Source organism: Nonomuraea composti, from assembly GCF_012034275.1.
GTDB lineage: Bacteria > Actinomycetota > Actinomycetes > Streptosporangiales > Streptosporangiaceae > Nonomuraea > Nonomuraea composti.
On the sequence record NZ_JAATEP010000030.1, the window covers coordinates 16131 to 30954 of the forward strand.

The window sequence follows — 14824 nt, forward strand, 5'->3', positions numbered from 1 at the left end:
GAAGTGTCAGCGCAGGGTGACGTGGCCGCGCGGGGTGCCGATGACGGCGCGCAGCGACGGCTCGGGCCCGGCGGCGACGTCGAGCCGGACGCCGAGAGCGGCCAGGTCCCGCTGGAGCGCGTCCGGGTCGGGGTGGGCGGCGGAGAAGGAGATCAGGCCGGCCAGTGGCAGGTCGGAGTCGGCGGGGTGGCGGGTGCCACCCCAGTCGATGAGGAACGGCACCGGCCGCACCTCCGCCGGGTCCTCGCGCCGGGTGAGCCGCCATTCCAGCAGCTCGCCGGCGGGAGTGCGCCGCGACAGGGGCTGCACGTCGCCGGGGTCGTAGCCGCGCTCGCGGGCCAGCCGCACGGCCTTGTCGATGTCGCCGGGCCGCACGGCCCAGGCGGCCAGGCGCGGCTCGGTCAGCGTCTCCAGCCCGAACGCCCGGGGCCGGACGCCGGCCTCCGGGTCCGGGCCGATGATCTCCAGGTAGGAGGAGGGCCCGAAGCGGATGAGGTGGTTGGCCGTGCCTCCGGGATGGCTGCCGCCGCGCACCGGCGTGATCCCGGTGCGCTCGGCGAACTCGGCGACCCCCGCGGCGAGGTCGGGCACCGCGTAGACGAGGTGGTCGAGCTGAGGTTCGGTCACTTCTCCTCCTGGGTGGGCTCGTGAGTGGGCTCGCCGAGGGAGAGCATGAGCCGGTTGGCCCAGCCGAAGAACGCTCCCGCGTGGACGAGGTCGCTGATGGCCAGGTCGTCGAGCCCGGCCGCGCGCAGCGCCGCCAGGTGCTCGGGGCCGAGCGTGGACGGGGTGGAGGCCAGCGCCACGGCGGCGTCGATGATGGCCCGCCAGCGGGCGTCCTGCCGCGCGTCCACCCCCTCGTCGAGCAGCCGCCGCACGTCGCCGGGCCGCTTGGAGTAGTGGCCGGCGAAGCGCGCGTGCACGGAGGCGCAGAAGACGCACCCGTTGTGGCGGGAGGTGGCGGTGGCGGCCAGCTCGCGCTCGGCGCGCGGCAGCCCGCCGTCGGGGTTGTAGAAGATGTCCTGGTCGGTCTTGGTGCGGGCGTGCAGGACGTCGGGGTCGCGGGCGAGCAGCCGGAAGTACGGGGAGGCGGCGCGGGCCCGGTCGACCAGGGCCTCGTGGTGGGCGTCGGTCAGCTCGTCCTCGGTCAGGGGTTCCAGCCAGGGCCGCCAGCCGAGCCGTTCCGTGGTGAACCCGGTCATGCGGTGACCCCTTCCTGGTTGAGCAGGCGCAGGCCGGTGACGACCCGTACCTGGAAGCTGAGGAACGCGACGAGCTGCGACAGCGTGACGATGCCGGTCTCGCTCCAGCCGGCGGCGCGCAGGTCGCGCAGCGCGTCGGCGCGGGCCTCGCGGGGGCGGAAGACGAGCAGGTGGGCGTGCTCGAACGCGGCGGCCAGCCGGACCCCGAGCGCGGCCGGATCGTTGACCCGGTAGCGCGGGCCCTCGCGGCTCTCGGCCGCCAGGGCGCCCTCGTAGACGCCGTAGGGGCCGGTGGCGCGGCCCGCCTCGATCTCGGTCTCGACGGCTTTGAGCAGGCCGGGTGACAGCTCGGCGAGGCGGTCGGCGTAGAAGCGGGCGACGGTGAGGTCCTGGTGCAGGCCGGTGACGAAGGCGGCGACGCCGTCGCGCTCGACGAGCGTCACCTCGCCCTCGTCGTCGGGGGTGAAGAGCGCGTCGTAGCCGCGCTGGGCGTGCTCGCGGGCGTCGGGGCGCCGGTCGCGCAGCCGGTCGAGGGAGGAGCCGGGGGCGATCCCGGCCAGGTGGTCGATGACGTCAGTGATCATTTCTTGCTCAATTCGACGGTGGGCCGCCAGCCGAACGCGGGGGCGACCTCGGTGGCCAGCAGTTCGATGGAGCGCAGGACCAGAGGGTGCGGCGGGTCGACGGAGTGGACCTGGAAGACCAGGTCGGTCGCCTGCCGCAGGGTGGGGTCGGCGCGCAGGCTGTCGATGACGTCCTGCGGGGTGCCGAGGTGCACGTCGAAGGCGGTGATGCGGCTGTCGAGGTCGCTGCCGGGCAGCTCGAACGGCAGCCGCCGCCGGCCGAGCCCGATCTCGGCGTAGCGCAGCGCGTCGGCGCGGCTGTCGGCGACGAACGCGGTGCGCGACGCCATGATCCGCGGGGTGGCGCCGGCCGGCAGGCTCTCGTGGTACGCCTCGACGATGGGGAGCTGCAGGTCGGCCAGCGTGGCCTGGGGCCGCTCGGCGGGCCGTGGCTGGGTGCGGGAGAGCATCAGCCCGTGGCCGGCCCGCCCCGCCCTGGCCCCGCCGGCGACGGAGAACGTGGCCTCCCACACGGCGCCGAGCAGGCGGGGCGCGGGCGGGTAGAGCCGGTTGCCGCCGCCGAGGTCCTCGCCGGCCCAGGCGCGGCGCAGCGCCCACAGGTGCTCGGCGTACAGGGCGGCGCGGTCGGCGGCGTCGTGCCCGAACGGCCCGAACGCCGACGGGGTGCCGCCCCCGCCGACGCCCACCTCCAGCCGCCCGCCGGTGAGCAGGTCGAGCACGGCGGTGTCCTCGGCGACGCGCAGCGGGTGTTCGAGCGGCAGCGTGATGATGCCGGTGCCGAGCCTGATGTGCCGGGTCGTGGCGGCGACGTGGGCCAGGAACACCAGCGGCGCGGGCAGCCCGCCCTCCTCTCCGTCGAAGTGGTGCTGCGCCACCCACGCGGTGTCGAACCCGTGCGCCTCGGCGTGCCGGATCTGCTCGGCGGCCAGCCGGTAGCGCTCGCCGGGCGGCGCGTCGTCGAGGAGCCGCGTGAAGAAGCCCAGCCTCATCGGACGCGCTCCGGGATCGCGGCCAGCAGCTCTCGGGTGTAGTCGTGCCGGGGGTCGCTGAAGACCTGGCGGGTGGTTCCGGTTTCCACGATGCGTCCTTTGCTCATGACGGAGACGGTGTGGGAGATCTGGCGCACCACGGCCAGATCGTGCGAGATGAACAGGTAGGTCAGGCCCAGCTCGCGCTGGAGCCGTTCGAGCAGGGCGAGGATCTGGGCCTGCACGGTGACGTCGAGCGCGGAGACCGCCTCGTCGAGCACCAGCACCTCGGGCTCGGCGGCCAGCGCGCGGGCGATGGCCACCCGCTGCCGCTGCCCGCCGGACAGCTCGCGCGGCCGGCGCGCGGCCAGCTCGCCCGGCAGCGCCACCCGCTCCAGCAGGTCGGCGACGCGGGCGCGCCGGGCGGGGCGGTCGCCGAGCCCGAAGTTGCGCAGCGGCTCCTCGATGATCTCTCCGATGGTCTGGCGAGGGTCGAGCGACCCGTACGGGTTCTGGTAGACGAGCTGCACGTGCCGGCGGAAGCGGCGGCCGTCCGGCGCCCCTGCGATGCTGACCGTTCCCGAGGTGGGCGTGGCGAACCGCGCGACCATCCTGGCCGTGGTCGTCTTGCCGGAGCCGGACTCCCCCACCAGCGCGTGCGTGGTGCCGCGCGTGACCTCGAAGGAGACGCCGTCCACGGCGCGGAACGGGCGCCGCCCGACGCGGAACTCCTTGACCAGGTCGCGCACCACGATCGCGGGCGGCCCGCCGGGATGGTCGGGGAACGGCCGCGCCGACAGGGCCGGGGCGTCGTCCAGCAGCCGCTTGGTGTAGCCCTCCTGCGGGGCGGCCAGCACCGAGGACGTCGGGCCGCGCTCCACGACGCGGCCGTCCTTCATCACGACCAGCCGGTCCGAGCGGCCCGCCGCCACGCCGAGGTCGTGGGTCACCAGCAGGACGGCGGTGCCGTACTCGGCGCGCAGGTCGTCGATGAGGTCGAGGATGCGCCGCTGCACGGTGACGTCGAGGGCGCTGGTCGGCTCGTCGGCGATGATCAGGCTCGGCCGCAGGGCGATCGCGGCGGCGATGAGGACGCGCTGCCGCATGCCGCCGGACAGCTCATGCGGGTACTGCCGGGCGCACGTCTCCGGGTCGGGCAGGCCGACGCGGGCGAGCAGGTCGAGGACGCGGGCGCGGATCTTGCGGCGGTCGCGCTCGCCGTGCACGCGCAGCACCTCGCCGATCTGGGCGCCGACGGTCTTGACGGGGTCGAGGGAGTTCGCGGGGTCCTGCGGGACGAGGCCGATCCTGCTGCCGCGGACGGACCGCAGGCGGCGCTGCGACCAGCCGGCCAGGTCGGCCTCGCCGAACAGGATCCGGCCCGCGTCCAGGGTGGCGTTGGACGGCAGCAGCCCGATGAGGGCGTGGGCCGTGGTGGACTTGCCGGACCCCGACTCGCCGACGACGGCCACGACCTCGCCCGGCTCGACCGACAGGGACACGCCGTGCACCGCCGGTCGGCCGTCGTAGGAGACCTTGAGGTCGTGCACCTCCAGCAGGCTCATCCGCGTTCCCTTCCGATCGAGCGGCTGATGCGCCCGGCGGCCAGCACCACGGCCACCACGACGGCGCCGGGCAAGGTGGTCAGCCACCACGAGGTGGCCAGGTAGTTGCGCCCCTCCGCGATGAGCAGCCCCCACTCGGGGGTGGGCGGCTCGGCGCCGTAGCCGAGGAAGCCGAGCGTCGAGATGGCCAGGATGGCGGCGCCGAACTGCAGGGCGGCCAGCGCGACGACGGGGCCGAGCGAGTTGGGCAGCACGTGCCGCCACAACACCGCGCCGAACCTGCCGCCGCTGCCGAACGCGGCCTCCACGTAGTCGGTGCGCCGCACCCGGACGACCTCGGCGCGGGCCAGCCGGGCGAAGGCCGCCACGGAGCCGATGCCGACGGCGATCGCCACGTTCACCGTGCCCGGGCCGAGCAGGATGATCACGGTCAGGGCCAGGAGCAGGCCGGGCACCGACAGCAGCACGTCCACGACCCGCATGACCGCCGCGTCCGCCACGCCGCCGGCGGCGCCGGCCAGCAGGCCGAGCAGCGTGCCGAGCAGCAGGCCCACCCCGACGGCGACGAGCGCCCCCGACAGGGAGTGCACCGAGCCGTGCACCACCCGGGCGAAGACGTCCCGCCCGACCGCGTCGGTGCCGAACAGGTGGCCGGCGCCCGGCGGGCGCAGCTTCTCCGCCGGTACGCCGGCGATCGGGTCGTACGCGGTGAACAGGCCGGGCACGACCGCCCAGAGCAGCACGAGCCCGACCATCAGCCACGCCACCACCAGCCCGACGGCCACGCGGCCCCGCGGGCGCCTCGCCGCCCGCGCCGGGACCGGCACGCCGCCGCTGCCCACGCCGCCCGCGCCCGGGACAGACGCGCCCGTCATGCCGCCGCTCCCTTCAGCCGGGGGTCGAGGATCGGGAACAGCACGTCCACCAGCAGGTTGACCAGCACGAACACGGCGGCGGCGAGCACCACGACGGCGAGCATCACCGGCGTGTCCTGCGCGTTGACGGCCTGCTCGGTCAGCCGGCCGATCCCGGCCCGGCCGAAGACGGTCTCGGTCACGACCGAGCCCGCGATCAGCTCGCCGAGCGTCAGGCCGGCCACGGTGAGCGTCGGCAGCACGGCGTTGCGGGCCACGTGCCGCCACAGGATCCACCAGCGCGAGGCGCCCTTGGCCGCGATCACCGGCACGAACGGCTGCGCGTACACCTGGTCGATGGCGCGCGCCAGCACCTGCGCGATCGGCGCCGAGATCGGCACGGCCAGCGTCAGCACCGGCAGGACGAGCTGCTGCACCTCGCTGCCGCCGATCACCGGCACCAGCCGCAGCCGGAACGAGAAGATCTGGATCAGCAGGATGCCCAGCCAGAACGCCGGCACCGAGATGAACAGCGACGGCACCGACAGCAGCGCCCCGCGCAGCCAGGAGGCCGGGCTGTAGCTCGCCGCGAACGCGATGACCACGGCGATCACCACGGCCAGCAGGAACGCCGCCGACGCCAGCCGGGCCGTCTCGGGCAGCGCCTCGGCCAGCCGCTCGACCACGGGCGTGCCGGTGTCGATCGAGTAGCCGAAGCTGCCGGTCAGGAAACCGAGCAGGGTGTGGGCGTAGTCGGCCAGCGGCGAGGCGCCGGCGTAGTACGCCCGGATCTCGGCGATCTGCTGCGGCGACAGGCCGAGCTCCGGGTTCTGGAACTTGATCAGGATCGAGTCGCCGGGCAGGAGCTGCAGGAGCACGTAGCTCGCGGTGAAGGCGGCCCACAGCACGAGAGCGGCCTGCCCGGCACGCGACAGCAGGTAGCGGGTCACTGCCGCGCCTTCCACACGGAGTAGAACCACGGCCGGGCGACCGCCTCGAAGGCCACGCCGCGCACGTACGGGGCGGCGCCGTACACCTGGGGCTCCTCGAACAGCGGGATCGCGTAGCCCTGCTCGATCACGTACCGCTGGATCTCGGCGACCTTGGCGTTGCGCCGGCTCACGTCGGGCTCGGCGGACTCCTCCTCCAGCAGCCGGTCCAGCTTCTTGTCGTCGGACAGGATGACGTCGCGGTTCTTGCTGTGGAGGTGACTCTTGATCACGTCCTGGTCGGCGCGGCCGACCATGCCGTGCTGGATGGCGGTCTTCTCAGCGTCCTTGATGTCGACGGCCTGGGTGCCGGCGTCGGCGGGGCGGATCTCCAGCTTGACGCCGAGCTTCGTCCACTGCTGGGCGACCAGCTCCAGGGTCTGCTTGGACAGCGGCTGCGGGCCGGAGACGAACACGCCGAGCTGCAGCCGCTTGCCGTCCTTGACGCGGACGCCGTCGGCGCCCTTGACCCAGCCCGCCTGGTCGAGCAGCGCGTTCGCCTTGGCCGGGTCGTAGACGAGCTCCTTGGACAGGTCCACGTAGCCCTGCGCGAGGTGGCTGAGCACGGACGTGGCGACCGGGTAGCTGGCGGTGAAGAGGGTGTCGACGATCTCCTTGGCGTTCGTGCCGAGCCGCAGCGCCGTGCGGACGTTCACGTCCTTGATGAGGCTGTTGCCGGGCCGCAGGTAGAGGCCGTTGTTCACGCCCCGCGTGGGCTCGGCGTAGATGGTGAAGCCGGCGTCCTTGACGGTCTGCTCGTCGTACGCCTGCACGTACCGCACCATGTCGGCCTGGCCGGAGGTGAGCGCGCCGACGCGCACGTTGTCCTCCGGCGTGACGATGATCTTGATTTCGTCGAGGTACGCGCGGCCCTGGTGCTTCGACGACGGCGGCGCCCAGTTGTAGTCCTTCCTGGCGACCAGGTCGACCTCCTTGTCGACGATCTGGTTCTTCAGGGTGAACGGGCCGGAGCCGACGATGTTCTTGAGCTGGCACTGCTGCTCGTACGGCAGCGAGATCGTCCTCTTCGACACCAGGCCCGCGCCGATCACGGAGGTGCCCTGGAGGAAGCCGGGCGACGGCTTGTCGAAGTGGAAGCGCACGGTGAGCGGGTCGATCACCTCGCTGCGCTCGTAGTTGTTGACGAACTCGGCGACGGGCAGCTTGAGCTTGTCGTCGCCGAGGCCGTACACGTCGAAGTTGGCGGCGACGGCGTCGGCGTCCAGCTTGGTGCCGTCGCTGAACGTCACGCCGTCGCGCAGGTGGAAGGTGTACTCGGTGGCGTCCTCGTTGATCTCCCACTTGGTGGCGATCCACGGCTCGATCTCGAGCGTCTCCGGGTTCTGCCAGGTGAGCTTGTCGGTGATCTGGTTGAGGATGCCGCCGTTGGGATAGAAGCCGGCGGCGGGCAGGTAGAGGCACGTGGGCGGCTGATGCTCCAGGTAGGTGAGCGTGCCGCCCTGGACGGGCGTGCCGTCGCCGCCGGGCGCCGGGCCGGCGGCTCCCCCGGCGCCGCCACAGGCGCCGAGGAGGCCCACGAGGGTGAGCGTGACGACGGTGCGCAGCGGTCTGGATGGAGACATGGGGGTACTGCCCTTCATGAACGTCTGGAAGCTAAACCAGCTTAACCTACCTAAATAGTAGAAAATCAAGTCGGGGGTCTTGGTCGCGGGGTCGCGGATGGCGTGGCTAGGCGCTCAGCACCTTGCGCAGCAGCGCGCCGAACTCGGCGGGATGCGTGGTCAGGCCCACGTGTCCGCCCGGGAAGAGCACGAACTCCGTGCCCAGCCGCTCGGCCAGGCAGGCGGCGGTGCGGTGGGGCAGCTCACCGCGCGAGTCCTCGCCGGCCGCGAGCACCAGCCGGTCCGACAGGGTACGCAGCCGGTCCAGGTCGGGGGCGTAGGCCATGAAGCTGGGAACGATCCGGCCGAGGAAGTACGGCAGGTCGGCCAGCGTCCGCTCGGCCCGCGCCGCCGCCTGAGGCGGCAACTCGACGGGGGCGGCGCTCGGGGGTGCATCGCTCCTGGAGGTGCCGCCTGTCGGAGTGCCGCCTGCCGGGGCGGCGCTTGCCGGGGCGCCGCCTGCCGGAGTGCCGCCCGCCGGGGCGGCGCTCGCGGGAGCGGAGTCCTTGCTCGCCTCTGCGGCGAGGCCGGCCGCGAACATGGCCGCCGCCGGCATCAGGCCCTCGCGGTGGAGGGTGTCGGCGACGCGGGCGAGCATCGCGCGGTGCACGGCGGCGTCCGGCAGCACCTCCACCACCGGCGGCTCGTGCGCCACGACGCGCTCGATCCGCTCCGGGTGGGTGGCGAGCAGGTGCAGGGCGGCGATCGCGCCCGAGCTGCAGCCGGCCACGCGGGCGGGCGCCCCCGGGGCCAGCAGCTCCAGCAGCCGGAACGCGTCATCGGCCTGCTGCGCGACCGTCTGCGGGGCCTCCGGGTCGTCGAGGGGGCTGCGGGACAGGCCGCGCGGGTCGTACGAGACGACCGTGTGCGCGCCGGCCAGGTCGTCCGCGACCCCGTCGAACGCGGCGGCGCCGCCCGTGCCGCCGGGGATCAGCAGCAGGAGCGGGCCGCTGCCGCGCACCTCGTAACGGATGGTCGCGCCGTCCACGCGCAGGTGGCCGACGGTTGGACTGGTGCCGGTCATGTCGAATCTCCTTCAGTCGGATGTGCGGGCCAGTTCTCCAGGAGGGTGTGCAGGGCGTCGAGGCTGCGCGCCCAGGTGGCCTCCGCCGGCCGGACGTGCGCGAACCCGCCCGCCGCCTCCAGGCTGACGAAGCCGTGCAGCGTGCTGCGCAGCAGCCGGACCGCGTCGGTCAGGTCGGGCTCCTCCAGCTCGTACGCCCGCAGCATGCGGTACGTCAGCTCGATCGCCCGCCGGGGCCCGGTGGCCCTGGCCACGAGCTCGGGGTCGATCTCCATGGGCGTCTGCGTCGCGGTGTAGCGGCCGGGGCGCTCGTGGGCATACGCCCGCCACGCGTTCGCGTACGCCACGAGGGCGTCCCTGCCCGCCCGGCCGGCGGTGGCCTCCGCGATGCGGACGGTCTTCTCGTCGGCCGCCAGCAGCGCGATCCGTCCGCGCAGGTCGTCGAGGTTGCGGACGTGCGCGTACAAGCTGGCGTCCTTCACCCCGAGCCGGCGCGCCACCGCCGACATCGTCACGCGCTCGAGCCCGACCTCGTCCGCCAGCTCGGCCCCGACGAGCGTCACCCGCTCGGCCGTCAGCCCCATCCGCGCCAATGCACGTCACCCCTTTCCTAGAGTCCTTAGGTTATACCTAATCATCCTAGGAAACCGCATCTCCTTTTCCAGACATCCCAGCAATTTTCGGCGAGCTGCTGAAAGTTTCACCGCCGCCAGCCACCTCATCTGAGCCCTCTGACCAGGCCGTTCGACCAACTCGCCACTCCCCACCCACCCGACCCCTCACACTCTGACCAGAAACATTGACAACTTCACACAACGCGCCCGATACTTTCGCCACCGTTCCGATAGTTTCGAAGATGCCCACCTTCACGAGAAGGAAGCACTCAGATGAACGACGCCCCCCACCCCCCACCGAGCCGCCGGCGCGGACGCATGAGGCGGCTCGCCGGCCGGGCCCTCGCCGTGGTCGCCGCGCTGGCCGTGGCCATGCTGCCGAGCGTCGCACACGCGGCCATCACCACCAACCAGACCGGCACCAACAACGGGTACTTCTACTCGTTCTGGACCGACAGCCAGGGCACGGTCTCCATGGAGCTGGGCTCCGGCGGCAACTACAGCACCTCGTGGCGCAACACCGGCAACTTCGTGGCCGGCAAGGGCTGGAACCCCGGCGGCCGCAGGACGGTCAGCTACTCCGGCAGCTTCAACCCGTCGGGCAACGCCTACCTGACGCTGTACGGGTGGACGAGGAACCCGCTCGTCGAGTACTACATCGTCGACAACTGGGGCACCTACCGGCCCACCGGCACGTACAAGGGCACGGTCACCAGCGACGGCGGCACGTACGACATCTACCAGACCACCCGCTACAACGCGCCGTCCATCGAGGGCACCCGCACCTTCAACCAGTACTGGAGCGTGCGCCAGCAGAAGAAGACCGGCGGCACCATCACGGCCGGCAACCACTTCGACGCCTGGGCCCGCTACGGCATGAACCTGGGCACCCATGACTACCAGATCCTCGCCACCGAGGGTTACCAGAGCAGCGGCAGCTCCAACATCACGATCGGCGGCTCCTCCGGCGGCGGCGGCGGTGGTGGTGGCGGCGGTGGCGGTGGCGGCGGTTGCACCGCCACGCTCTCCGCGGGCCAGCAGTGGAGCGACCGCTACAACCTCAACGTGTCGGTCAGCGGCTCCAGCAGCTGGACCGTCACGATGAACGTGCCCTCCCCCGCGAAGATCCTGTCCACCTGGAACATCAACGCCAGCTATCCCAGCTCCCAGGTCCTGACCGCCACGCCGAACGGCAGCGGCAACAACTGGGGCGTGACCATCCAGCACAACGGCAACTACACCTGGCCGACGGTCTCCTGCAGCGCGGGCTGACCCGGCCGGGAAACCCGCGGGAAGAACCCGTGGCGCGGCGGTACCTCCTGGCCGCCGCGCCACCCCGCTGCCCGCGTCCCGGCCCCGCGTCCCAGCCCCGCGTCCCAGCAGGAGGGTCTCAGAACGGGAAGGCGCGCCCCTGGTCGCGTACCGTCACCCACTGCGTCTCGCAGAACTCCTCGGCCGCGAACCCCAGCCCGAACCGCCCCCACCCGCTGCCCTTGACCCCGCCGAACGGCATGTGCGGCTCGTCGTTGACCGGCTGGTCGTTGACGTGCACGATGCCGGCGTCCAGGGCGGCGGCCAGGCGCAGGCCGCGGCGGCTGTCGCCGGTGATGACGGAGGCGACGAGGCCGAGGTCGGCACGGTTGGCGCGGGCGACGGCCCGCTCGGCCGACTCGACCGTCTCCAGCACCACCACCGGCCCGAACGTCTCCCCCTGCGCGATCTCCGCCTCGTCCGGGACGTCGGTGAGCACCGTGGCGGGGTAGCACGGCGGCGCGGGGACGCCGCCGGCCAGGACGCGGGCGCCGAGCCCCACCGCCTCCTTCACCCGGCGGTCGAGCAGGGCCAGCGCCCACTCGTTGATCACCGGGCCGACGACGGTGGCGGGATCGGCCGGATCGCCCATGGGCAGGGCCGCCGCCCTGGCCGCGAACCGCTCGGCGAACGCCTCGGCCAGCGGGCGCTCGACGTAGATGCGCCGGGCGCACATGCACACCTGCCCCTGGTGCACGAACGCGCCGAACGTCGCGGCGTCCACCGCGTAGCCGAGGTCGGCGTCGGCCGCCACGATGAGCGGGTTCTGGCCGCTGAGCTGCAGCAGGACCCGCTTGAGGTGGCGGCCGGCCCGCTCGGCCAGCCGCCTGCCGGTGGGCGTCGAGCCGGTGAAGCTGACCCGCTTGACGAGCGGGCTCGCCAGCAGCGCGTCGGCGACCGCGCCGGCCTCGCCGGGCGCGTGGGTGACGACGTTGAGCACCCCTGGGGGCAGGCCCGCCTCCGCCATGATCTGCGCCCAGAGCACGCCCCCGGTGTAGGGGGACTCCTCGGACGGTTTCAGCACCACCGTGTTGCCGAGCGCGAGCGGACCGGCGATGGCCCGGCCCGACAGGGTGAGCGAGGCGTTCCACGGCGCGATGGCCGCCACCACGCCGGCCGGGCGGCGTACGGCCATCGCCTGGGTGCCCGCCACGTCGGACGGCAGCAGCTCGCCGGACGGCCGGTAGGGCAGGTGGGCGGCCTGGCGCAGCAGCTTGACCGTGAGGTCGAGCTGGATCTCGCCGAAGTGGCGGCCGCAGCCGGTCTCGGCGGCCAGCGCGGCCAGCACCTCGCCGCCGCGCCGCTCCAGGATGGCGGCGGCGCGCAGGAAGACCTGCTGGCGCTGCTCCGGCAGCGCCCGTGACCAGCCGTCGAACGCCTCGTGCGCGGCGGTGACGGCCCGCCCGGCGTCCTCGCCGTCGCCGGCGGCGACCTCGCCGAGCGTCTGGCCCGACCATGGTGACCGGTTCGGATAGGAACGCCCGGAAACGGCCGTGCACCACTCCCCGCCGATGAAGTGCCCGACGCGCCACCCCTCGGACATCACGCTCGTCTCTCCTCGCGCGCTCGTCGTCACACCTCCGGCTTGTAAGAGTGCCACCCCGCGGGCGACGCCCCCCAACCGGGGTTCGAACCTGCGGAACGGTCGGCCTCTATTCTGACCCTCGTGACCGCCGACGACAGCCCTCACCCGCGCGGCCGCCCGGCCGCCGGCGCCGCGTTCTCCGTCTCGCTGGAGCGCGGCCTGCGCATCCTGTCCGCCTTCACCGGCAACCGCTCCGTGCTGGGCATCGCCGACCTCGCGCGGACGGTCGGGCTCAACAAGAGCACGACGCACCGCTACGTCGCCACGCTCACCAAGCTCGGCTACATCCAGCAGGACCCCGAGACCAGGAAGTACTTCCTCGGCCCCCGGGCCGCCGACCTGGGTTTCGCCGCGATCGACTCCATGGAGCTGGGCAAGGTGGCGGGCCCGCTGCTGCAGGCGCTGGCCGACGAGACGGGCTGCACCGTGAGCATGGGGCTGTGCGACGGCCCCGACGTCGTCTACGTCGACCGCCGCCGCAGCGCCCGGCGCAACGCCGCGGCCATGGACCTCAACCTGCACGTGGGCTCGCGGCTGCCGGCGTACTGCACGTCGATGGGCAAGGTGCTGCTGGCCTTCAAGGACGCGGCGGCGCTGCGGCAGATCCTCGACCACACCGACATGGCCCGCAGGGGCCCCAAGACGATCACGAACCGCGAGCAGCTCACGGCGGCGCTGGCCAAGGTGCGCCAGAGCGGGGTGGCGGTCAACGACGAGGAGCTGGCGCCGGGGCTGCGCTCGTTCGCGGCGCCGGTGCGCGACCGCTCCGGCGAGGTGGTCGCGGCGGTGAACGTCGCCGTGCACCTCACCGTGGCGCCCACGGCGGTCGAGGCGCTGGCGGCCCGCATCGAGCCGCCGCTGCGCCGCACCACCGCCGAGATCTCCCGCCGCCTCGGCCACCGCCCCTGACTCACTGTTCCGGTGGGGGAAATCGCGTTCCAGCCCTCCGAACGTTCTGTTGCCCTGATGGGGTCCCCTCCGTAGCGTCACCTCAACTTCCGCCGGCCCGGCCGTGACGCCCGTACAAGGAGGAACCGCCCATGGGACTGCTCGACAGCGTCGACTGGCAGGCGAACATCTACAAGAACGGCGCGTGGTCGGCCGCCCGCGGCGGCGACTACGCGGTCGTCGAGCCCGCCACCGGCGGCGAGCTCGGCCGGATGGGGCGGGCGACGCCCGAGGACGTGGCGGAGGCCGCGGCGAGCGCCGCCGCCGCGCAGCGGGAGTGGGCCGCGCTGCCGCACACCGCCCGCGCCGCCGTCCTGCGCAGGGCCGGCGACCTGTGGCAGCGGCACGCCGAGGAGATCAGCGGCTGGAACGTGCGCGAGGTCGGCGCGGTCCCCGGCATGGCGGGGTTCGCGCTGCACGTGGCCGCCGAGGAGTGCTACCAGGCGGCGGCGCTGCCCGCGCGGGCGATCGGCGAGGTGCTGCCGTCGGAGCAGCCGCGCCTGTCGCTGGCGCGGCGGGTCCCGGCCGGGGTGGTGGCGGTGATCTCGCCGTTCAACGTGCCGATCATCCTGGGTGTCCGGTCGGTCGCCCCGGCGCTCGCGCTCGGCAACGCGGTTCTGCTCAAGCCCGACCCCCGGACGGCGGTCACCGGCGGCACGCTGCTGGCCCGCGTCTTCGAGGAGGCGGGCCTGCCGCCGGGCGTGCTGCAGATGCTGCCGGGCGGCCCCGACGTGGGCGAGGCGCTGATCACGGACCCGCACGTGCGGGTCGTCTCCTTCACCGGCTCCACCGCCGTCGGCCGGCGCATCGGCGAGCTGGCCGGCAAGCACCTGAAGCGGGCTCATCTGGAGCTCGGCGGCAACTCGGCGCTGCTCGTGCTGGACGACGCCGACGTGGACGCCGCCGTGAACCTCGCGGCCTGGGGCTCGTTCTTCCACCAGGGCCAGATCTGCATGACGACCGGCCGCCACCTGGTCGCCGACCGGCTGTACGACGCGTTCGTGGAGGGGCTGGCCGCCAAGGCCGACGCGCTGCCCGTCGGTGACCCGGCCGCCGGGGAGGTCGCGCTCGGGCCCGTCATCGACGCCGGCCAGCGCGACAAGATCCACCGCCTGGTGACCGCGAGCGTCGAGCAGGGCGCGCGGGCCGCGTCCGGCGGCACGTACGACGGGCTCTTCTACCGGCCGACGGTGCTGGCGGACGTGCCGCTGACCGCGCCCGCGTTCGCCGAGGAGGTCTTCGGCCCGGTCGCGCCGGTCACCCGCGTCTCCTCCGCCGAGGAGGCCGCCGAGCTGGCCGCCGCCGGCGAGTACGGCCTGTCGCTCGGCATCGTGACCCGGGACGTGATGCGCGGCCTGGCCGTGGCCGAGCGGATCCCGACGGGGATCGTGCACATCAACGACCAGACGGTCAACGACGAGGCCAACGCGCCGTTCGGCGGCGTGCGCGCCTCCGGCACCGGCTCCCGGTTCGGCGGGGCGGCGGCCAACGTCGAGGCGTTCACGGAGACCCGCTGGATCACGCTGCGCGGCGAGCCGCCCCGCTACCCGTTCTGACG

General features: G+C 73.4%; 14 protein-coding genes. 3 read left to right on the forward strand and 11 right to left on the reverse strand.

The window, feature by feature from the left end; all coding sequences use genetic code 11:
• Positions 1-6: 6 nt before the first annotated feature.
• From HCN51_RS34625 to HCN51_RS34670, 10 genes are all read right to left on the reverse strand, one after another.
• Positions 7-627, reverse strand: coding sequence for a VOC family protein (locus tag HCN51_RS34625; protein WP_168015442.1), 621 nt, complete (start codon positions 625-627; stop codon positions 7-9).
• On the reverse strand, positions 624-1202 hold the full coding sequence (locus tag HCN51_RS60090) for an alkylhydroperoxidase domain protein (RefSeq protein WP_168015444.1): 579 nt from the start codon (positions 1200-1202) through the stop codon (positions 624-626). The genes HCN51_RS34625 and HCN51_RS60090 overlap by 4 nt, the downstream gene beginning before the upstream one ends.
• Complete coding sequence (locus tag HCN51_RS60095) at positions 1199-1786, reverse strand: CMD domain protein (protein ID WP_168015446.1); 588 nt, start codon at positions 1784-1786, stop codon at positions 1199-1201. The genes HCN51_RS60090 and HCN51_RS60095 overlap by 4 nt, the downstream gene beginning before the upstream one ends.
• Positions 1783-2775, reverse strand: a complete 993-nt coding sequence (locus HCN51_RS34640) for a putative FMN-dependent luciferase-like monooxygenase (protein ID WP_168015448.1) — start codon at positions 2773-2775, stop codon at positions 1783-1785. The genes HCN51_RS60095 and HCN51_RS34640 overlap by 4 nt, the downstream gene beginning before the upstream one ends.
• Positions 2772-4319, reverse strand: a complete 1548-nt coding sequence (locus HCN51_RS34645) for a dipeptide ABC transporter ATP-binding protein (RefSeq protein ID WP_168015450.1) — start codon at positions 4317-4319, stop codon at positions 2772-2774. The genes HCN51_RS34640 and HCN51_RS34645 overlap by 4 nt, the downstream gene beginning before the upstream one ends.
• Positions 4316-5194 carry an ABC transporter permease gene (locus HCN51_RS34650; RefSeq protein ID WP_168015453.1) on the reverse strand — a complete coding sequence of 293 codons (879 nt, stop codon included), beginning with the start codon at positions 5192-5194 and terminating at the stop codon, positions 4316-4318. Before HCN51_RS34650 ends, HCN51_RS34645 begins: the two co-directional genes overlap by 4 nt.
• Positions 5191-6123: an ABC transporter permease subunit gene (locus HCN51_RS34655; RefSeq protein ID WP_168015455.1), complete on the reverse strand. Its 933-nt coding sequence runs from the start codon at positions 6121-6123 to the stop codon at positions 5191-5193. The genes HCN51_RS34650 and HCN51_RS34655 overlap by 4 nt, the downstream gene beginning before the upstream one ends.
• On the reverse strand, positions 6120-7745 hold the full coding sequence (locus HCN51_RS34660; RefSeq protein ID WP_168015457.1) for a TIGR04028 family ABC transporter substrate-binding protein: 1626 nt from the start codon (positions 7743-7745) through the stop codon (positions 6120-6122). The genes HCN51_RS34655 and HCN51_RS34660 overlap by 4 nt, the downstream gene beginning before the upstream one ends.
• Positions 7746-7851: 106 nt before the next feature.
• Positions 7852-8808, reverse strand: coding sequence for an alpha/beta fold hydrolase (locus HCN51_RS34665; RefSeq protein ID WP_168015459.1), 957 nt, complete (start codon positions 8806-8808; stop codon positions 7852-7854).
• Positions 8805-9401 carry a TetR/AcrR family transcriptional regulator gene (locus tag HCN51_RS34670; protein WP_168015461.1) on the reverse strand — a complete coding sequence of 199 codons (597 nt, stop codon included), beginning with the start codon at positions 9399-9401 and terminating at the stop codon, positions 8805-8807. The genes HCN51_RS34665 and HCN51_RS34670 overlap by 4 nt, the downstream gene beginning before the upstream one ends.
• Positions 9402-9695: 294 nt before the next feature.
• Here HCN51_RS34670 and HCN51_RS34675 point away from each other — a divergent pair, with 294 nt between their 5' ends.
• A complete protein-coding gene (locus tag HCN51_RS34675) occupies positions 9696-10694 on the forward strand; it encodes a glycoside hydrolase family 11 protein (protein ID WP_168015463.1) in 999 nt (332 codons plus the stop codon).
• 118 nt (positions 10695-10812) lie between these two features.
• On the opposite strand, the gene HCN51_RS34680 is transcribed toward HCN51_RS34675, so the two are convergent.
• A complete protein-coding gene (locus tag HCN51_RS34680) occupies positions 10813-12276 on the reverse strand; it encodes an aldehyde dehydrogenase family protein (RefSeq protein WP_168015465.1) in 1464 nt (487 codons plus the stop codon).
• A 123-nt stretch (positions 12277-12399) separates the two neighbouring features.
• On the opposite strand from HCN51_RS34680, the gene HCN51_RS34685 reads away from it, so the two are divergent.
• Positions 12400-13227, forward strand: coding sequence for an IclR family transcriptional regulator (locus HCN51_RS34685; protein ID WP_346433894.1), 828 nt, complete (start codon positions 12400-12402; stop codon positions 13225-13227).
• Positions 13228-13358: 131 nt separating this feature from the next.
• The gene (locus HCN51_RS34690; protein ID WP_168015467.1) at positions 13359-14822 is read left to right on the forward strand and encodes an aldehyde dehydrogenase family protein; all 1464 of its coding nucleotides are present in this window, start codon (positions 13359-13361) and stop codon (positions 14820-14822) included.
• Positions 14823-14824 lie beyond the last annotated feature (2 nt).

Excerpts from the sequence above, each read along its gene's own strand:
- HCN51_RS60090 (WP_168015444.1), bottom strand. The coding sequence starts at position 1,202 with ATGACCGGGTTCACCACGGAACGGCTCGGCTGGCGGCCCTGGCTGGAA.
- HCN51_RS60095 (WP_168015446.1), bottom strand. The coding sequence starts at position 1,786 with ATGATCACTGACGTCATCGACCACCTGGCCGGGATCGCCCCCGGCTCC.
- HCN51_RS34640 (WP_168015448.1), bottom strand. The coding sequence starts at position 2,775 with ATGAGGCTGGGCTTCTTCACGCGGCTCCTCGACGACGCGCCGCCCGGC.
- HCN51_RS34645 (WP_168015450.1), bottom strand. The coding sequence starts at position 4,319 with ATGAGCCTGCTGGAGGTGCACGACCTCAAGGTCTCCTACGACGGCCGA.
- HCN51_RS34650 (WP_168015453.1), bottom strand. The coding sequence starts at position 5,194 with ATGACGGGCGCGTCTGTCCCGGGCGCGGGCGGCGTGGGCAGCGGCGGC.
- HCN51_RS34660 (WP_168015457.1), bottom strand. The coding sequence starts at position 7,745 with ATGTCTCCATCCAGACCGCTGCGCACCGTCGTCACGCTCACCCTCGTG.
- HCN51_RS34665 (WP_168015459.1), bottom strand. The coding sequence starts at position 8,808 with ATGACCGGCACCAGTCCAACCGTCGGCCACCTGCGCGTGGACGGCGCG.
- HCN51_RS34675 (WP_168015463.1), top strand. The coding sequence starts at position 9,696 with ATGAACGACGCCCCCCACCCCCCACCGAGCCGCCGGCGCGGACGCATG.
- HCN51_RS34680 (WP_168015465.1), bottom strand. The coding sequence starts at position 12,276 with ATGTCCGAGGGGTGGCGCGTCGGGCACTTCATCGGCGGGGAGTGGTGC.
- HCN51_RS34690 (WP_168015467.1), top strand. The coding sequence starts at position 13,359 with ATGGGACTGCTCGACAGCGTCGACTGGCAGGCGAACATCTACAAGAAC.